Here is a 16,216-nt window from a genome sequence, read left to right on the forward strand (position 1 = left end):
ATGGCTGGCAGGGACAGTTGCGTCCAGGTTTTTTCGTCCACCCACCCAAAGGAACAAACCATGACCCCGTTTCGCCCTGTTTTGACCGCTCTGGCGGCCAGCCTGCTGCTGGTCAGCCTGCCCGGCCATGCTGCCGATACCAATGCCCGCGACTTTTTCAGCGCACCGGTCGGCACCTCGCTGGGCGTGCTCTACCTGCCCGTCACCTGGGCCGACAGCTTTCACTCCGCCAGCGGCAAGGACCAGCAGGCCCGGCTGAACGTGGAGGCCCTGGCCTGGCGCCAGCTATGGTTTTCCGATATCTGCGGCACCCTGTGCACGCCGCAGTTCATCATCCCGGCCGCTCACATCAAAGCCACCCTGCCCGGCAGCCAGACCAGCCAGACCAGCCAGCAGGACAGTGGCATCGGCGACCCACAAGTGGGCGGCACACTGTTCTTCATCAACCAGCCGGACAAGCGCGAGTACAGCGGCCTGCTGACCCTGATCACCCTGCCGGCAGGCAGCTACGATGCCAGGCACCCGGATGTTTCCGCCGGAGCAAACCGCTGGGGTGCCACCTTTCTCTACAACTACACCCACGGCGTAGGCAAAAGCTGGGTACTGGAAGCCTCGCTGGAAGCCCAGTTCTACGGCAACAACGACAACTATCTCGGCAACAGCCTGAAACAGCAGCCACTGTACCGGCTGCAGGCCTTTGCCTCCTATGACTTCACGCCGGCTACCTACGGCGCACTGCGGCTGTACCACACCCGTGGCGGGGCCTTGCGCCTGAACGGACAGGACCTGCCTGACACGCGACAGAACAGTACGCAGCTGGGCGTCGAACTGGGCCACTGGCTCGGCAAGCAAGACCAGCTGATGCTGATGCTGGCGCGCAATGTCCACACCACCAACAGCTTTGACAGCAGCCAGGCCATGTTGCGTCTGGTACATGTTTTCTGAGTTGACCAAGCCGACAAGAACATCCGCCCGACGGATCACCCGCTACAGAGGAAAAACCATGAACACGCTATCCAGCGCCAAGCCCGCCGCACCAGCACACCATGCGCGTCCGGCCATGGCCGCCATTGTCGGTTTTGCCGCCATCGTCCCTGCCGTGCTGATGATGGCCCCCGCCGTCGCCAGCCAGTTGGCCAGCCAGCTGCAACTGGGGCCGGTGGATATCGGCAAGCTGTTCTCCGCCGAACTGGGTGCCATGAGCCTGGCCACCCTGCCGGCATTTTTCTGGCTGCCGCGCGTCAACTGGCGCAACGCCGCCTGGCTGGCGGTGGCAGTCTTCATCGCAGCCAACCTGCTGTCGGCCACTACCGTCAGCTATCCGCTGCTGCTGGGCCTGCGTTTTGTCAGTGCGCTGGCGGGTGGCTCGCTGATGATTCTGTGCCTGTCCGCTGCCGCCACCCTGCCCAACCGCGACCGCGTTTATGGCTTGTGGGTGATGGGCCAGTTGGCCTTGGGGGCCGTGGGGCTGGTGGCGATGCCATCCTTGTTTGCCCGCTTCGGCATTGCCGCCTGTTATGTGGGGCTGGCCTTCCTGATGGCTCTGTGTGCACCGCTGGCACGCTGTTTTCCCCAGCGCCTGCAGGAAGTCACGCCAGCGCGCACTGTGTCCACCTCTGGCCCACGCCGGGGGCGTGCCGCACTGGGCATCATCGCCACACTGGCGTTTTACATCAGCCTGAGCGGGGTATGGACCTTTGTCGGCCAGATCGCCGTGCAATCCGGCATTGAGCCGCAGCAAAGCGGCAATATCTTCGCCATTGCCACCTTGCTGGGCGTGGCCGGTGCTGGCAGCGCCTCGCTGATTGGCCGCCGCCTGCCACGCTCCCGACTCTTGCTGGCCGGCTTTGCCATGATGATGGCAGCCATGCTGCTGTTGCTGCACAACCCGGCACTGACGCGCTTTGCCACCGCTGCACTACTGTTCAAGTTCAGCTGGACCTTCATCCTGCCCTTCATCCTGGCCACACTGGCCGACATCGACCACAGCGGCAAGCTGATGAATGCCACCAATCTGGTCATCGGTGGTGGCCTGGCCATCGGCCCCGCGCTGGCCGGTCAGCTGATCGCCGCCAATGGCGGCAGCCTGCATGTCTTGCTGCTGCTGGCCACCCTGGTAGCCGCCCTGTCGCTGGCCCTGTTGCTGGCACTGCAAGCCCCCCGCTCCATCCCTGCCCACGCCTGAAACCCAAGGAGATGCCATGACATCCGCTACCGCCTTTTATTTTGATGAACTGTGCATGTGGCACAGCGCAGGCCTGCATGCACTGACACTGCCGGTGGGAGGCTGGGTGCAGCCGCCAGCCGCCGCCGGCCATGCCGAATCGCCGGAAACCAAGCGCCGCCTGAAAAACCTGTTGGATGTGGCCGGCATCAGCCGTCAGCTGCGCCAATGCACTGCCGAGCCGGCCAGCCGTGAAGACCTGCTGCGGGTACATGGCGCAGCCTATCTGGATGAATTCAAACGCATCAGCGATGCCGGAGGCGGCGAACTCGGCCCTCAAGCACCAGTCGGACCCGGCAGCTACAACATTGCCTGCCTGTCTGCCGGCCTTGCCATCGCCGCGGTGGATGCGGTTTGGCGCGGCGAGGTGGCCAATGCCTATGTGCTGACGCGCCCGCCCGGCCACCACTGCCTGCCGGATGCCGCCATGGGCTTTTGCTTCCTGTCCAATATTGCCGTTGCCATCGAAGCGGCCAAGACGCGCTACGGCATAGAACGGGTGGCGGTGCTGGACTGGGACGTGCACCACGGCAACGGCACCCAGGCCATCTACTACCAGCGCCCGGACGTCCTCACCATGTCGATTCATCAGGATGGCTGCTTCCCGCCGGGCTACAACGGCAGCGAAGACCGGGGTGAAGGGGCCGGGCTGGGAGCCAATATCAATATCCCGCTGTTACCGGGCAGTGGTCACGATGCCTATCTGTACGCCATGCAGCGTATCGTGCTGCCGGCGCTGGAGCGCTATCAGCCGCAGCTGATCATTGTCGCCTGCGGTTATGACGCCAATGCAGTAGACCCGCTGGCGCGCATGCTGGCCCACAGTGACACCTTCCGCCAGATGACCAGCCTGCTGCGCAGCTTTGCCGGGCAGCACTGCGCCGGCAAGCTGGTGCTGATGCACGAAGGCGGCTATTCCGAAGCCTATGTGCCATTCTGCGGCCTCGCCAGCATCGAAGCCCTGTCGGGCCTTGGCAGCGAAGTAGTCGACCCGCTGCTGGACTTCATCCGCCAGCAACAGCCCTGCGCGGCCATGTTGCAATTGCAGCGCCAGTTGCTGGATGAGATGGCCAGACTGCACGGGCTGTAGCAGGCGGAAATGACCATGCACAAGGCCCGCCAATGGCGGGCCTTGTCACGTCACCGGTTCAAACCCGGCGTGGCAGCTTTACTGCTGTTGTCCGGCGGGCTGCGGCATGCTGCTGCCCTGCTCCGGTGCTGCATCAGGCAGATTGCCTTGTGGTGCCGAAGCCTCTGGCTGCTCTGTCTGTGTCTGCGGCGCGGGCGTGGCGGCAAACACCAGATTGATCAATCCCAGGCTGGCCGGGGGCAGGGAAAGCATGGCCACAACAAGCAATTTCTTATGCATGAGCTTCTTTCAATGTGGTTGGAAGACAAGCCTGTTTTTGCAAACACCATGCCAGCCAGGCATTGTCATTTAAAAACAATGACTTGCACCAAATAACACCAAGCCGGACCATGCCGGTTGTCGGCAATGAGCGACCAGCATGGCAAGAAATTACCCAAGTTATTGAAATAGCAGCACTTTTTGAGTCGCCAATTGACGACACTCCGGCATCACCTCACCCAGTTTCCTGATTTGAAAGTATTTTCCAGCACGGCAGGCATGAAAAAACCCGCCGTAGCGGGTTGGTAGCCAATGCGGTAGCAAGCAGCCGGTCAGGCCGGTTTACTGGCCAGCTTGAGCTTGCCAGCAAGCCAGGTATGGTCGTAGCTGACGATCTCGAACGGGTTGCCGAACGGGTCGACAAAACTGATGGAACAGAAAAACTGGTGATCCACCACGGAATCTCGCGCCACGGTCTGGCCAGCGCGGTCGATCACCCGCTCGCCGGCCAGCTGGTCTATCCACTCCAGGAAATCCTGCCCGCTTACCAGAAAGGCCACCGAACCGGGCTCACAAACCGGCTTGTCTTCCTGGGAAATGGCCAGACGCACCGAACCATTGCTGTTCATCAGCATCACGACGCCGTGCGGCCCGCTCTGCATGTGCTTGTAGCGGCTGTCCGGTGCCAGGTTCAGTACACGCTGGTACCAGCCCTGCGCCTTTGCCAGATCGGTGACACGGATATGGATATGGTCAATCTTGCCAAGCGATAGCATTGCATCCTCATCGGGTGTGGGTGACGCGCCAGCCAGTGGCGCGTGCACATTCTACGGTGTTTGCCGCAGCCGGCAAAAATGGCATTGGCTGCCCGCCGCGGCTTGGTACTGCGCTGCGCGTGCCGCGCTCAGGTGCGCGGTTGCAGCAGGGGCTTGAGATAACGCCCGGTATGGCTGACCGGATTATCCGCCACCTGTTCCGGCGTGCCGGTGGCAATGATCTGGCCACCACCCGCACCGCCTTCCGGGCCGAGGTCGATCAGCCAGTCGGCGGTCTTGATCACGTCCAGATTGTGCTCGATCACCACCACGGTGTTGCCGTTTTCACGCAGGCGGTGCAGCACTTGCAGCAACAGGTCGATATCGTGGAAGTGCAGGCCGGTGGTGGGTTCATCCAGAATATACAAAGTGCGGCCGGTGTCACGCTTGGACAGTTCCAGCCCCAGCTTCACCCGTTGCGCTTCGCCACCGGACAGCGTGGTGGCGCTCTGCCCCAGGCGGATGTAGCCGAGGCCCACGTCCATCAGTGTTTTCAGCTTGCGGGCCACTGCCGGTACCACGCTGAAGAACTCCAGCGCCTGCTCCACCGTCATGTCCAGCACTTCGTAAACGTTTTTGCCCTTGTACTGCACTTCCAGCGTTTCGCGGTTGTAGCGCTTGCCGTGGCACACGTCGCACGGCACGTAGATGTCCGGCAGGAAGTGCATCTCCACCTTGATCACCCCGTCGCCCTGGCAGGCTTCGCAGCGGCCGCCCTTGACGTTGAAGCTGAAGCGGCCCGGCCCGTAGCCACGTTCACGCGACAGCGGCACCCCGGCAAACAGTTCACGGATGGGGGTGAACAGGCCGGTATAGGTGGCCGGATTGGAACGCGGGGTGCGGCCGATCGGGCTCTGGTCGACGTTGATCACCTTGTCCAGCAGCTCCAGCCCTTCAATGCTGTCGTACGGTGCCGGTTCTTCGCTGGCGCCGTTCAGGTCGCGCGCGGCAATCTTGTACAGGGTATCGTTGATCAGGGTGGACTTGCCGGAACCGGACACGCCGGTAATGCAGGCCAGCATGCCCAGCGGCAGTTCCAGCGAAACATTCTTCAGATTATTGCCGGTGGCTCCATGCAGCTTCAGCACCCGCTCCGGGTTGACTGCGCGGCGCTCGCCCGGCCAGTTGATGCGGCGGCGGCCGGACAGGAAGGCACCGGTCACCGAATTTTCATTGGCTGCCACATCAGCCGGCGTGCCGGCCACCAGCACTTCGCCACCGTGTTCGCCGGCACCGGGGCCCATATCCACCAGGTAATCGGCGGCGCGGATGGCGTCTTCGTCGTGCTCCACCACAATCACGCTGTTGCCGATGTCGCGCAGGCGCATCAGCGTGGCCAGCAGGCGGTCGTTATCACGCTGGTGCAGGCCGATGGACGGCTCGTCCAGCACATACATCACCCCGGTCAGGCCGGAACCGATCTGGCTGGCCAGACGGATACGCTGTGCCTCGCCACCTGACAGGGTATCGGCGGAACGTGACAGGTTGAGGTAATCCAGACCCACATTATTGAGGAAGGACACCCGCTCGCTGATTTCCTTGACGATTTTCTCCGCCACCGCCTGCTTCTGACCGCTGAATTCCAGCTGGGCAAAGAAGGCTGCGGTTTCTTTCAGCGGCAGCTGGTTAAGCTGGTGCAGCGTCTGGCCGCCGATGAACACGTGGCGTGCCTCAAGCCGCAGGCGCGAGCCCTGGCAGTGCGGGCAGGGCTGGTTGTTCTGGTACTTGGCCAGCTCCTCGCGCACCGCGCTGGAGTCAGTTTCGCGGTAGCGACGTTCCAGATTGGGGATGATGCCCTCAAACGGATGGGCGCGGGTAAAGCGGGTGCCCTTCTCCGACATGTAGACAAATTCGATGCTGTCGCGCCCGGAACCGTGCAGCACCACATGGCGCACTTTTTCCGGCAGGTCTTCAAAGGCCAGCTCGGTGGGCGAAAAACCGTAATGCTCGCCCAGCGCCAGCAGCATCTGGAAGTAAAACTGGTTGCGCTTGTCCCAGCCCTTGATGGCACCGGCGGCCAGGGTCAGCTCCGGGTGGGCCACCACGCGCTTGGGATCGAAGAAGGTGATTTCGCCCAAGCCATCACACTTGGGGCAGGCGCCCATGGGGTTGTTGAAGGAGAACAGGCGCGGTTCCAGTTCCGGCAGGCTGTAGCTGCATACCGGGCAGGCAAACTTGGCCGAGAACCAGTGTTCCTGGCCGCTATCCATCTCCACCGCAATGGCGCGGCCTTCGGCATGGCGCAAGGCGGTTTCAAAGCTTTCCGCCAGCCGCTGCTTCATGTCCTCGCGCACTTTCAGGCGGTCGATCACCACCTCGATGGTGTGCTTCTTGTTCTTGTCCAGCTTGGGCAGGCTGTCGATTTCATACACTTCGCCATCCACCCGGACGCGGATGAAACCCTGGGCGCGCAGGTCGTCGAACAGGTCGAGGTTTTCACCCTTGCGACCGACAATCACCGGGGCCAGGATCATCACCCGGGTTTCTTCCGGCAGCGCCAGTACATGGTCCACCATCTGGCTGACCGTTTGCGATGCCAGCGGCACGCCGTGTTCCGGGCAGTGCGGCTCGCCCACGCGGGCAAACAAGAGGCGCAGGTAGTCGTGGATTTCCGTGACAGTACCCACGGTGGAGCGCGGGTTGTGACTGGTGGCTTTTTGTTCGATGGAAATGGCAGGCGACAGGCCTTCGATCAGGTCGACATCCGGCTTTTCCATCAATTGCAGGAACTGCCGCGCATAGGCCGACAGGCTCTCTACATAGCGGCGCTGGCCCTCGGCATACAGGGTGTCAAAAGCCAGAGAGGACTTGCCGGAACCGGACAGGCCGGTGATGACGATCAACTGGTTGCGCGGCAAATCCAGATTGACGTTTTTCAGATTGTGCGTCCGAGCGCCACGAATGCGGATGGTGTCCATGTGTGAGAGCGTTACTCAGTCGGTCGGGGAACCTGATAATATACCCGACTTGGCGACCGCCGCTCCACCAAAGTATGCGCTGCAGCAAAAAAGGCAGCGCAGGACAATGGCCCGCAAGGTAAACCGCTGGCCGTCGGCGGCGTTGATAGCCTGACTCCTGAATCGATAACGACAACACACATGAATTCGCTTGAACTGCGCGCCAGCCTAGGGCTGGCTGGTATTTACGCCCTGCGCATGCTGGGCATGTTCCTGATCCTGCCGGTGTTTGCCATTTACGCGCAAACCCTGCACGGGGCCGATAACCACACCCTGATTGGCCTGGCACTGGGCAGCTACGGCCTCACCCAGGCGCTGCTGCAACTGCCGCTGGGCATGCTGTCCGACCGCATCGGCCGCAAGAAGGTGATTTACGGCGGGCTGCTGCTGTTTGCCATCGGCAGCTTCGTGGCCGCCGGCGCGCACGATATTGTCACCCTCACCATCGGCCGCGTGATCCAGGGTTCCGGTGCCATCTCCGCCGCCATCACCGCCCTCTTGGCCGACCTCACCCGCGAAGAGAACCGCACCCGCGCCATGGCCATGATAGGCATGAGCATCGGTACCACCTTTGCCGTCAGCCTGGTGCTGGGGCCGGTGCTGGCGCAGTACATCGGCGTCAACGGCATTTTCGCGCTCACCGGCGCGCTGTCGCTGGCCGCGCTGGTCGGCGTGTGGCTGATCATCCCCGACCCGGCCATCTCGCGCTTTCACTCGGATACCGAAGCCAATACCAAACGCCTGCCGGCGGTACTGAAAAACCCGCAACTGCTGCGCCTGAACTACGGTATTTTTGCGCTGCATGCCGCGCAAATGGCCATGTTCGTCACCATTCCGTTTGCCCTGATCAAGACCGCAGGCCTGGACAAGGCCCACCACTGGGAGGTGTACCTGCCGGTTACCGTCATCGGCTTCATCCTGATGGTGCCCGCCATCATCTATGGCGAGAAAAAAGCCCGGCTCAAGCAGGTATTCATCGGTGCCATCGCCATCATGACTGCCGCCCAGCTGGGCATGGCACTGGCGCTGGACAGCTTCTGGCAGATCGTGATGTGGCTGGGCCTGTATTTCATCGCCTTCAATATCCTGGAAGCCACCCTGCCCTCGCTGATTTCAAAAATTGCCCCGGCCGATGCCAAAGGGACGGCCATCGGTGTGTATAATACGGCCCAGTCTTTTGGCCTGTTCATGGGTGCCGCCGCCGGTGGCTGGCTGTACACCCATTTCGGCCCGGCCGGTGTGTTCGGCTTTACCAGCGTGCTGATGGCCAGCTGGCTGCTGGCATCCTTCAGCATGCAGGCACCACAGGCAGTACGCTCGGTAATGTTCCACATTGGCGAGGACTGGCAAGGCAACCCGCAACAGCTATCACAGCAGCTATCAGCCCTCGCCGGCGTCAGCGAAGCGGTGGTGGTGATGGAAGACCGGGTGGCCTACCTCAAAGTCTCCCAGCAAGGCTGGGACGAAAACACCGTGAAACAGCTGGTTGAAGCCACTTATTCCTGACGGTGCGGCCATTGCCAGGACGCACCTCACCCTGCAATCATGCGTCGGCCAAGACCGGCGCAGCATTATCGAATCGAATCGGAGATCCACATGAACAGCATCACTTTTGACGGACGCCTGGCGGCAGACGCCGAACTGCGCTACACCCCGAGCGGCGAACCGGTGCTGAGCTTCCGCGTGGCCAGCGACATCGGCTTTGGCGAGCGCAAGACCACCAACTGGTTCAGCTGCCAGGTATGGGGCAAGCGCGGCGAATCGCTGAAAAACTTCCTGAGCAAGGGCCAGCAAGTCACCGTATACGGCCAGCTCACCCTGCGCGAATGGCAGAACAAGGAAGGCCAGAAACAGCTGTCGCCGGATGTGCGCGTGAACGAGCTGAGCCTGCAAGGCGGCAAGCGCGAAGGCGGCTCGTCCATGGACGACAACTACGCCTACGGCGAACCGGCAGCCCAGTCCCGCCCGGCAGCCGCACCCGCCGCCCCGCGCCGCATGGAAGCCAAACCGGCACCGAAGCTGGATGACATGGACGACGACATTCCGTTCTGAGGCGAGATAAAGTGCCAAAGCAAAAGCCAGATCAGCAGATCTGGCTTTTTTACTACCCGCGTTCGTCGGCCATGCTGTCCGGCATGGGTACTGCCCTCATCTGATCCAGCAGGAAAGCGTGCAGCGCCAGCACACCGGGGCGTTTTTCATCAGGCCGCAGCGCCAGTGCATAGGCGTAGCCATTGCTCCACGGCGGGCCATATGGTGCCAACAGCAGCCCATCTGCCAGCTCCTGCCGCAACAGGCTCACATCACCCAGCGTCACGCCATAGCCTTGCAAGGCAGCATTCATCGCCTGATCCAGCGTGTCGAACACGGTGCCGCCACGATATTCCAGCGTCGCTGCGCCGCGGCTGGCCAGCCATTGCCGCCAGTCGCGCCGGTCATGCGAGGGATGGAGCAGAGGATAGTGCTGCAAGTCCGCCACCTGCTGCAGCGGCTGGCCGGTTTTGGCCAGCAATTGCGGGGCAATCACCGGGGTAAGCTGCTCGACCAGCAGCAGTGTCTCATTCCCCGCAATGGCTTTTTGTGGCTTGTAGACAATGGCCAGATCAACATCCTCGCGGGCAAAGCTGACTGCATGCTCATGTACGCCAGCCAGTTGCACCGGCCATTCCGGTGCCTCACGCGAAAACTGCTGCAGCACCGGCAGCAGCCAGCGCACCACACAGCTGGGTGCCTTGATGCACAAGGGTGCGGCAAGGCTGGCGGCTGCATCCACCCCCTGGGAAATCACCTTGAAACCACGCTGCACATAGCCCAGCAGCAAACTGCCCTGTGCCGTCAGGCGCAAGCTGCGCGCATAGCGGTGAAACAGCGGATAACCCAGGCTGTCTTCCAGTTGGGCAATCTGCTTGCTGACCGCGCCCTGGGTGATGAACAACTCATTGGCCGCATGGGTAAAGCTTTGGTGGCGCGCAGCCACCTCGAATACCGACAAGGCATACAAGGGCAAGGTTTTTCTGGGCATGTCCGGCATTCCATGACTGAGTTTTTCTCATTTATAACATGCCGATTAATCGTTTGTGTCATGGCTGACAAAGCCGTTGAATAGCGTCACCCCACCATCACCGGTCCAACACCATGCTGCATTCACCCGTCACAGCCCGCTCGCGCCTGCCGCATGTCGGCACCACCATTTTCAGCGTGATCGGCCAGCTTGCCGCACAGCACCAGGCCATCAACCTGTCACAGGGCGCTCCCAATTTCCCCTGTAGTGAAGCATTGCTGCGCTACGCCAGCGAAGCCATGCAGGCCGGGCACAACCAGTACGCGCCGATGACCGGCCTGCCCGCCTTGCGCGAGGCCATCAGCGCCAAGACCGAAGCCCTGTATGGCTGTCGTTATGACAGCGAGCATGAAGTCACCATCATGGCCAGCGCCAGCGAAGCCTTGTTCTGTGCAGTCAATGCGCTGGTGCATGCCGGGGACGAGGTCATCGTGTTCGAACCGGCCTTTGACAGCTATATCCCGATGATTGAACTGCAAGGCGCCACACCGGTGGTGATCAAACTGGCCGCGCCCCACTTTTCCATTCCCTGGGACGAAGTTGCCGCACGCATCAGCCCGCGTACCCGCATGCTGATCCTGAACACCCCGCACAACCCCACCGGCACCACGCTGTCAGCCGCTGATGCTGCACGCCTGCAAGCGCTGACCGAAGGCAGCGATATCGTGATCCTGTCGGATGAGGTGTACGAGCACGTGGTGTTTGACGGCGCATTGCACCACAGCATGAGCCGATACCCGGCACTGGCGGCCCGCTCGGTGGTGGTGACTTCCTTTGGCAAGACTTACCACGTCACCGGCTGGCGGGTGGGCTGCTGCCTGGCACCACAGGCCCTGATGGAGGAAATCCGCAAGGTGCACCAGTTCGCCATGTTTGCCGCCGACACCCCGATGCAACACGCGCTGGCCCGCATCCTGGCCGAGCCGGAACACTACCTCGGCCTGTCCGCCTTTTACCAGCGCAAGCGCGATCTGCTGTGCGCTGCGCTGGCCGACAGCCCCTTGCAACTGCTCCCCAGCCAGGGCAGCTTTTTCATGCTGGCCAGTTTTGCTCATCTGTCGGATGAGAGCGACAGCGAATTCGTCCAAGGGCTGATCACCCGCCACGGTGTGGCCACCATTCCGGTATCGGCCTTCTACCGCGACGGCACCGACCAGCGCGTGATACGCCTGTCATTTGCCAAGGATGATGCCACCTTGCTGGCCGGTGCCGCCCGGCTGTGCGAAATCGGAGCAGCATGATGGCAGACACACTACTGGCTGCCGCCATCCAGATGTGCTCGGGTGACGATTTGCAACACAATCTGGCCCGGGCGGCACAATTGGTCGGAGAGGCGGCACAGGCTGCTGCCCGTTTCGTGGCGCTGCCCGAATATTTCTACCTGATGCCGGCCGACGAGCGGGCACGACTGCCGCTGGCCGAGGCGTTTGGCAGTGGCCCGCTGCAAGCGCAGATGGCCAGCCTGGCCCGCCAACATGGCATCTGGCTGCTGGCCGGCACCCTGCCACTGCAAAGTGGCGATACCGCACATTTTCACAACAGCAGCCTGCTGTTCTCCCCCGACGGCCAATGCACGGCGCGCTATGACAAGATGCATCTGTTCGGTTTCCGGCATGGCGACGAATACTATGCCGAGGCAGACACCATGCAGGCCGGGGACCAGCCCATCAGCGCCGACACGCCATGGGGCAGCCTGCGGCTGTCAGTGTGCTACGACCTGCGCTTTCCTGAACTGTATCGCCAGCCACCGGCACCGGGCCTGATCAGCGCCCCTGCCGCCTTCACCCTGACCACAGGCCAGGCGCACTGGGACTTGCTGCTGCGCACACGGGCAGTGGAAAACCTGGCCTTCGTCATTGCCCCGGCCCAGTGCGGTCGCCACCCCGGCGGCAAGGAAACCTATGGCCACAGCATGATTGTCGACCCATGGGGACAGGTGCTGGCCTGCCATGAAGAAGGCGAAGGCATGGCGCTGGCCCGGCTTGACCTGTCCGGACAAACCGCGTGGCGAGCACGCCTGCCCGCCCTGCAACACCGCCGTTTGTGAATACATCAACCAGCAATACCAACAGCCCGGTACAGGGCTGAGTGACAGACTGCATGGCACCAACAATCAAAGGAAAACAGATGAAACAGCACACCCTGATGATGACGGCCATCCTGGCAGCCGGCAGCTTTGCCCTGCCGGCCATGGCGGAATCCACCCTGCGTTACGGTATCGAAGCGCAATACCCGCCGTTTGAATACAAATCGGCCAGCGGCGAGTTGCAAGGGCTGGATGTGGAACTGGGCAAGGCTGTCTGTGCCGAAGCCCATCTCAAATGCAGCTGGGTGGAAAATGCCTTTGACGGGCTGATTCCGGCACTGCAAGGTAAGAAATTCGACGCCATCAACTCCGCCATGAATGCCACCGAGCAGCGTCGCAAGAGCATTGCCTTCACCAGCATCATCTACCGGGTGCCCAGCATGGTGATCGCCCGCAAAGGCAGTGGCATCACCACCGCAGCCGACAAGCTGCAAGGCAAGAGCATGGGCGTGTTGCAAGGGTCGATCCAGGAAACCTATGCCCGCAGCCACTGGGAATCTGCCGGGGTGCGCGTGGTGTCCTATCAGGACCAGAACCAGGTTTACGCCGATATGGCAACCGGCCGGCTGGATGCCACGCTGGTGATGGCCCCGGCGGGACAGAAAGGCTTCCTCACCCGCCCGGATGGCAAGGACTTCCAGTTTGTCGGCGCCGTGCATGACGACAAGATTCTGGGCAGCGGCATTGCCTTTGGCCTGCGCAAGGACGACGTGGAACTGCGCAAGAAACTGGACGCCGCCATTGCCCGCCTGCAAGCCAGCGGCAAGGTGAAGGCGCTGGCCGCCAAATACCTGGGTGAAGGCATTGATGTATCAGTGAAATAAGACCACATGCCGCCTCTGCTGTAAGCAGGGCGGCACTGTCTTCTGCAGCTTGCGCTACACCCCCGGCACGCCGTAGCCGGGGGCCTGATCCGGCGCTTCGGCGCGGGTGATGTAGTCCTGCATTTGCGGCTGATAACGCTGCCACAGCTGCTGCAGCTCCGTTACCGGTTCACCATCGCTCCAGTCCACCCGCAGGTCCACCACCGGCCAGCTTTGCGTCCACACCAGCTTGAGTCCGGCAGCATGGATGGGGCCAACTTCCCCCCCGGCATCCACGGCTGCCTGCATGGCAGCCAGCAGGCGGTCGGCCAGATGGCCGCGACTTTGCTCGAAAGCCTCCACCATGCGCGCGGGCAAGCTGGCATCGGCCAGGATATTGCCACCGGCAGCGCAGTGTTCCCCCTGCGCCGTGGCAAACACACCCAGCGCATGCTGACCGCTGAAGGTGGCAATTTCCCCCTGTGCCGGCACCAGCAGCAGCTGACGCCAGGCCAGATTGCCATCCGCCAGTGCCAGCGCCTGGCACAGGCTGCGGCCACACTCCCCTGTTGCCATCAAGGCCAGCGCCTTGGGCCCCAGGGCAGGGTTGGTGACATTCTGGCTCATCACCGCGCCCACCCCGGCTGCCACATGACAGCAGCGGCTGGCCACGGCGATGCTGGATGAAGCCGCCGCCACCCCCAGCATGCCGGTTTGCGGACAACGTGCGGCGATGGAAAAAGTCATGGCTGATAGCCTTCCGGAATCACCGCGGTGATGTCGATTTCCACCAGCCATTCAGGCCGTGCCAGGGCGGAAATCACCAGCCCGGTGGACACCGGATACACCCCCTTGAGCCAGCGCCCCACTACCTGGTACACCGCCTCGCGATAGCGGGTATCCACCAGGTAGATGACGATCTTGCATACGTGGTCCAGATGGCTGCCGGATTCCTCCAGCAGCATCTTCACATTGGCCATGGCCTTTTCCGCCTGGGCGGTGACATCGCCAATGCCGACCGACTCGCGGGTATCCAGGTCCTGACCGATCTGGCCGCGCAGGAACACCATATTGCCCGCCACCACGGCCTGGCACAGGTCGTTGTCCAGCTTTTGTTCCGGGTAGGTATCGCGAGTATTGAACGGACGAATGCGTTTGTGAACCATGTTTCACCTCATTGCTGTGTGTGGGGTGGCGGTCATGCCGCCGCCGTTATGGAAGTCGCCTGCCTGTAATTCAAACCTTTTCACGCAGCGGCGCTGCGGTGGCGGGAGTACTGGCGTGATAGGCCTGGTATTTGCGCTGGGTGGCAATGTGGTCGGCAATGAACTTGGCGTCATGCCATACCCCCCAGATAAAGCTGGAGCCACGCCGCGACAGCCAGGGCAGGCCCAGGAAATACACGCCCGGCTCGCTGGAAATGCCACGCTGATGGCTGGGCTTGCCCTTTTCGTCAAAGGCATTCACTTGCAGCCAGCGGTAATCCACGGCAAAACCGGTAGCCCAGATCACGGTGCCAACTCCGCTGGCAGCCAGGTCCAGCGACAGGATGGGTTCCCGCACGCAGGCCGGGTCCGGCGGCAGTTGCCGCGCTTGCGGCTCTGGCGGCAGGTCCAGCCCGTTCTGCGCAATATAGGCATCGGCAGCGTCCAGCAGCCCCAGGTAGTTTTCATCGCCACGGGCAATGTTTTCCGCCAGGTCCGGCTGAAACTGCATTACGCCGTTTTCGCAAGAGCGGGTCATGCCCAGCAAGGTGATGCCCTGCTCGGCCAGCCGGCGAAAATCCACGGTATGTCCACCACGTGCGCCGCTCACCGCAATGGTGACGTGCTCACGCCCCGGCTTCACTTTCTGGGCGTCCCACTCCCCCAGCACCCCCAGCCACCAGCAGAAGTCCCGTTCGCGGTAACGGCGCGGCGGCCTGTCGTGCGGGCCGACCGACAGATACACCTGGCGGCCTGCGCGCTGCAGCTCGTCGGCAATCTGCACACCGGACGAGCCCGAACCCACCACCAGTACCGCACCGGGCGGCAATTGCTGCGGGTTGCGGTATGCGGCCGAGTGCATTTGCTTCACCGGGCTTTCAGCCGGAATGAGTTGCGGAATCAGCGGCTGCTGGAAGGGGCCGGTGGCAGCCACCACGCGATTGGCTTCTATCACCCCGGCCGAGGTTTCCACAGTAAAGCCCGGGCGTCCGGCATTGCGCACCACCTTGAGCACTTCCACGCCGGTGCGGATGGGGGCGTGGAATTTGCGGGCGTAGGCTTCCAGATAGTCCGCCACCCGCTCCTTGCCGGCAAAGGCATCCGGCGCGACATCATCAAAATCCAGGCCGGGAAAGCGGTCGTGCCAGGCCGGGCCGTTGCATACCAGCGAATCCCAGCGTTCCGAGCGCCAGCGCTCGGCAATGCGTTGGCGCTCCAGCACCAGATGCGGCACATCCAGCTTGCTCAGGTGTTCGCTCAGGGCAATGCCGGCCTGGCCCGCGCCAATCACCAGCGTATCGGTTTTTTCCATCACCATCGTCACTTCCCTTCCCTGTGAAATGCCCCCGAACACCGCAAACGAGGGTGGCGTGGGGGCCTGCCTGTTCAGGCAGTGCCGCAGCGGGCGCTGTACATGGCCACGTATTGCGGCAGGTCAGGCAGCCTGTGGCACCACATGGCTGCGCTGGCTGACCACTGCAGTCTAGGGAAGGCCGGTAAATACCGAAAATATGTTTATTTTTTAATCTGAATTGTTTTTTCTTATGCAAAATCCTGTCCAACAACCTGACGCACGAAAGGCCGCAGCAAACCAGGCCTGCGCTAAGCAATTGAAGGAAAAGGTGCTTTACCGGGCAGAGATCCCGACATGCGATGTCCCTGGCATCAAAGATGGCTTTTTCATTGACAGCTTGTAGAATGCCTAACACCAAAGCAG

Annotated in this window: 15 protein-coding genes; 8 read left to right on the plus strand and 7 right to left on the minus strand. The window is 62.1% G+C overall.

Features of this window, described 5'->3' with window-relative positions; translation table 11 throughout:
- Positions 1-60: 60 nt before the first annotated feature.
- Genes ACE3SE_RS13025 through ACE3SE_RS13035 form a run of 3 tightly spaced genes read left to right on the plus strand, consistent with a single transcriptional unit; the run spans position 61 to position 3,314 of the window.
- Positions 61-945 carry a transporter gene (locus ACE3SE_RS13025; protein ID WP_374555839.1) on the plus strand — a complete coding sequence of 295 codons (885 nt, stop codon included), beginning with the start codon at positions 61-63 and terminating at the stop codon, positions 943-945.
- Positions 946-1,003: 58 nt separating this feature from the next.
- Positions 1,004-2,185, plus strand: coding sequence for an MFS transporter (locus tag ACE3SE_RS13030; RefSeq protein ID WP_374555841.1), 1,182 nt, complete (start codon positions 1,004-1,006; stop codon positions 2,183-2,185).
- Between the two features lie 16 nt (positions 2,186-2,201).
- The gene (locus ACE3SE_RS13035) at positions 2,202-3,314 is read left to right on the plus strand and encodes a class II histone deacetylase (RefSeq protein WP_374555843.1); all 1,113 of its coding nucleotides are present in this window, start codon (positions 2,202-2,204) and stop codon (positions 3,312-3,314) included.
- Positions 3,315-3,392: 78 nt separating this feature from the next.
- On the opposite strand, the gene ACE3SE_RS13040 is transcribed toward ACE3SE_RS13035, so the two are convergent.
- The 3 genes from ACE3SE_RS13040 to uvrA form a co-directional block, all read right to left on the minus strand.
- Positions 3,393-3,593 (minus strand): hypothetical protein, encoded by a 201-nt coding sequence (locus tag ACE3SE_RS13040; RefSeq protein WP_045848293.1) that lies wholly within the window; start codon positions 3,591-3,593, stop codon positions 3,393-3,395.
- Positions 3,594-3,904: 311 nt separating this feature from the next.
- The gene (locus tag ACE3SE_RS13045) at positions 3,905-4,348 is read right to left on the minus strand and encodes a VOC family protein (RefSeq protein ID WP_374555845.1); all 444 of its coding nucleotides are present in this window, start codon (positions 4,346-4,348) and stop codon (positions 3,905-3,907) included.
- A 128-nt stretch (positions 4,349-4,476) separates the two neighbouring features.
- Complete coding sequence (gene uvrA, locus ACE3SE_RS13050) at positions 4,477-7,305, minus strand: excinuclease ABC subunit UvrA (RefSeq protein WP_045848295.1); 2,829 nt, start codon at positions 7,303-7,305, stop codon at positions 4,477-4,479.
- Positions 7,306-7,485: 180 nt separating this feature from the next.
- Between uvrA and ACE3SE_RS13055 the strand changes: the two genes are divergently transcribed.
- Positions 7,486-8,850, plus strand: coding sequence for an MFS transporter (locus tag ACE3SE_RS13055; RefSeq protein ID WP_374555848.1), 1,365 nt, complete (start codon positions 7,486-7,488; stop codon positions 8,848-8,850).
- A 90-nt stretch (positions 8,851-8,940) separates the two neighbouring features.
- Entirely contained in the window at positions 8,941-9,396 is a 456-nt protein-coding gene (locus ACE3SE_RS13060) for a single-stranded DNA-binding protein (RefSeq protein ID WP_045848297.1), read from the plus strand.
- 52 nt (positions 9,397-9,448) lie between these two features.
- Here the strand turns inward: ACE3SE_RS13060 and ACE3SE_RS13065 are convergent, their stop codons facing one another.
- Positions 9,449-10,366: a LysR substrate-binding domain-containing protein gene (locus ACE3SE_RS13065; protein WP_374555850.1), complete on the minus strand. Its 918-nt coding sequence runs from the start codon at positions 10,364-10,366 to the stop codon at positions 9,449-9,451.
- A gap of 113 nt (positions 10,367-10,479) precedes the next feature.
- Here ACE3SE_RS13065 and ACE3SE_RS13070 point away from each other — a divergent pair, with 113 nt between their 5' ends.
- The 3 genes from ACE3SE_RS13070 to ACE3SE_RS13080 all read left to right on the plus strand — a co-directional run bounded on the left by ACE3SE_RS13070 (position 10,480) and on the right by ACE3SE_RS13080 (position 13,315).
- Positions 10,480-11,646, plus strand: coding sequence for a methionine aminotransferase (locus ACE3SE_RS13070; protein WP_062787138.1), 1,167 nt, complete (start codon positions 10,480-10,482; stop codon positions 11,644-11,646).
- Positions 11,643-12,452, plus strand: coding sequence for a carbon-nitrogen hydrolase family protein (locus ACE3SE_RS13075; RefSeq protein WP_374555853.1), 810 nt, complete (start codon positions 11,643-11,645; stop codon positions 12,450-12,452). The genes ACE3SE_RS13070 and ACE3SE_RS13075 overlap by 4 nt, the downstream gene beginning before the upstream one ends.
- Positions 12,453-12,532: 80 nt before the next feature.
- Positions 12,533-13,315 (plus strand): transporter substrate-binding domain-containing protein, encoded by a 783-nt coding sequence (locus ACE3SE_RS13080; RefSeq protein WP_374555855.1) that lies wholly within the window; start codon positions 12,533-12,535, stop codon positions 13,313-13,315.
- Between the two features lie 54 nt (positions 13,316-13,369).
- Here the strand turns inward: ACE3SE_RS13080 and ACE3SE_RS13085 are convergent, their stop codons facing one another.
- The 3 genes from ACE3SE_RS13085 to ACE3SE_RS13095 all read right to left on the minus strand — a co-directional run bounded on the left by ACE3SE_RS13085 (position 13,370) and on the right by ACE3SE_RS13095 (position 15,811).
- Entirely contained in the window at positions 13,370-14,041 is a 672-nt protein-coding gene (locus tag ACE3SE_RS13085) for a DUF1028 domain-containing protein (RefSeq protein WP_374555856.1), read from the minus strand.
- Positions 14,038-14,460 (minus strand): RidA family protein, encoded by a 423-nt coding sequence (locus ACE3SE_RS13090; RefSeq protein ID WP_045848302.1) that lies wholly within the window; start codon positions 14,458-14,460, stop codon positions 14,038-14,040. Before ACE3SE_RS13090 ends, ACE3SE_RS13085 begins: the two co-directional genes overlap by 4 nt.
- Before the next feature lie 70 nt (positions 14,461-14,530).
- A complete protein-coding gene (locus tag ACE3SE_RS13095; protein WP_374555858.1) occupies positions 14,531-15,811 on the minus strand; it encodes a flavin-containing monooxygenase in 1,281 nt (426 codons plus the stop codon).
- Between the last annotated feature and the right edge of the window lie 405 nt (positions 15,812-16,216).

Origin of the sequence: Aquitalea pelogenes (genome assembly GCF_041914625.1) — a bacterium.
Taxonomy (GTDB): domain Bacteria; phylum Pseudomonadota; class Gammaproteobacteria; order Burkholderiales; family Chromobacteriaceae; genus Aquitalea; species Aquitalea pelogenes.

Coding starts and splice junctions, on each gene's coding strand:
- ACE3SE_RS13025 (WP_374555839.1), top strand. CDS start 61: ATGACCCCGTTTCGCCCTGTTTTGACCGCTCTGGCGGCCAGCCTGCTG.
- ACE3SE_RS13070 (WP_062787138.1), top strand. CDS start 10,480: ATGCTGCATTCACCCGTCACAGCCCGCTCGCGCCTGCCGCATGTCGGC.
- ACE3SE_RS13055 (WP_374555848.1), top strand. CDS start 7,486: ATGAATTCGCTTGAACTGCGCGCCAGCCTAGGGCTGGCTGGTATTTAC.
- uvrA (WP_045848295.1), bottom strand. CDS start 7,305: ATGGACACCATCCGCATTCGTGGCGCTCGGACGCACAATCTGAAAAAC.
- ACE3SE_RS13085 (WP_374555856.1), bottom strand. CDS start 14,041: ATGACTTTTTCCATCGCCGCACGTTGTCCGCAAACCGGCATGCTGGGG.
- ACE3SE_RS13075 (WP_374555853.1), top strand. CDS start 11,643: ATGATGGCAGACACACTACTGGCTGCCGCCATCCAGATGTGCTCGGGT.
- ACE3SE_RS13080 (WP_374555855.1), top strand. CDS start 12,533: ATGAAACAGCACACCCTGATGATGACGGCCATCCTGGCAGCCGGCAGC.
- ACE3SE_RS13060 (WP_045848297.1), top strand. CDS start 8,941: ATGAACAGCATCACTTTTGACGGACGCCTGGCGGCAGACGCCGAACTG.
- ACE3SE_RS13040 (WP_045848293.1), bottom strand. CDS start 3,593: ATGCATAAGAAATTGCTTGTTGTGGCCATGCTTTCCCTGCCCCCGGCC.
- ACE3SE_RS13090 (WP_045848302.1), bottom strand. CDS start 14,460: ATGGTTCACAAACGCATTCGTCCGTTCAATACTCGCGATACCTACCCG.
- ACE3SE_RS13095 (WP_374555858.1), bottom strand. CDS start 15,811: ATGGAAAAAACCGATACGCTGGTGATTGGCGCGGGCCAGGCCGGCATT.
- ACE3SE_RS13045 (WP_374555845.1), bottom strand. CDS start 4,348: ATGCTATCGCTTGGCAAGATTGACCATATCCATATCCGTGTCACCGAT.
- ACE3SE_RS13030 (WP_374555841.1), top strand. CDS start 1,004: ATGAACACGCTATCCAGCGCCAAGCCCGCCGCACCAGCACACCATGCG.
- ACE3SE_RS13035 (WP_374555843.1), top strand. CDS start 2,202: ATGACATCCGCTACCGCCTTTTATTTTGATGAACTGTGCATGTGGCAC.
- ACE3SE_RS13065 (WP_374555850.1), bottom strand. CDS start 10,366: ATGCCCAGAAAAACCTTGCCCTTGTATGCCTTGTCGGTATTCGAGGTG.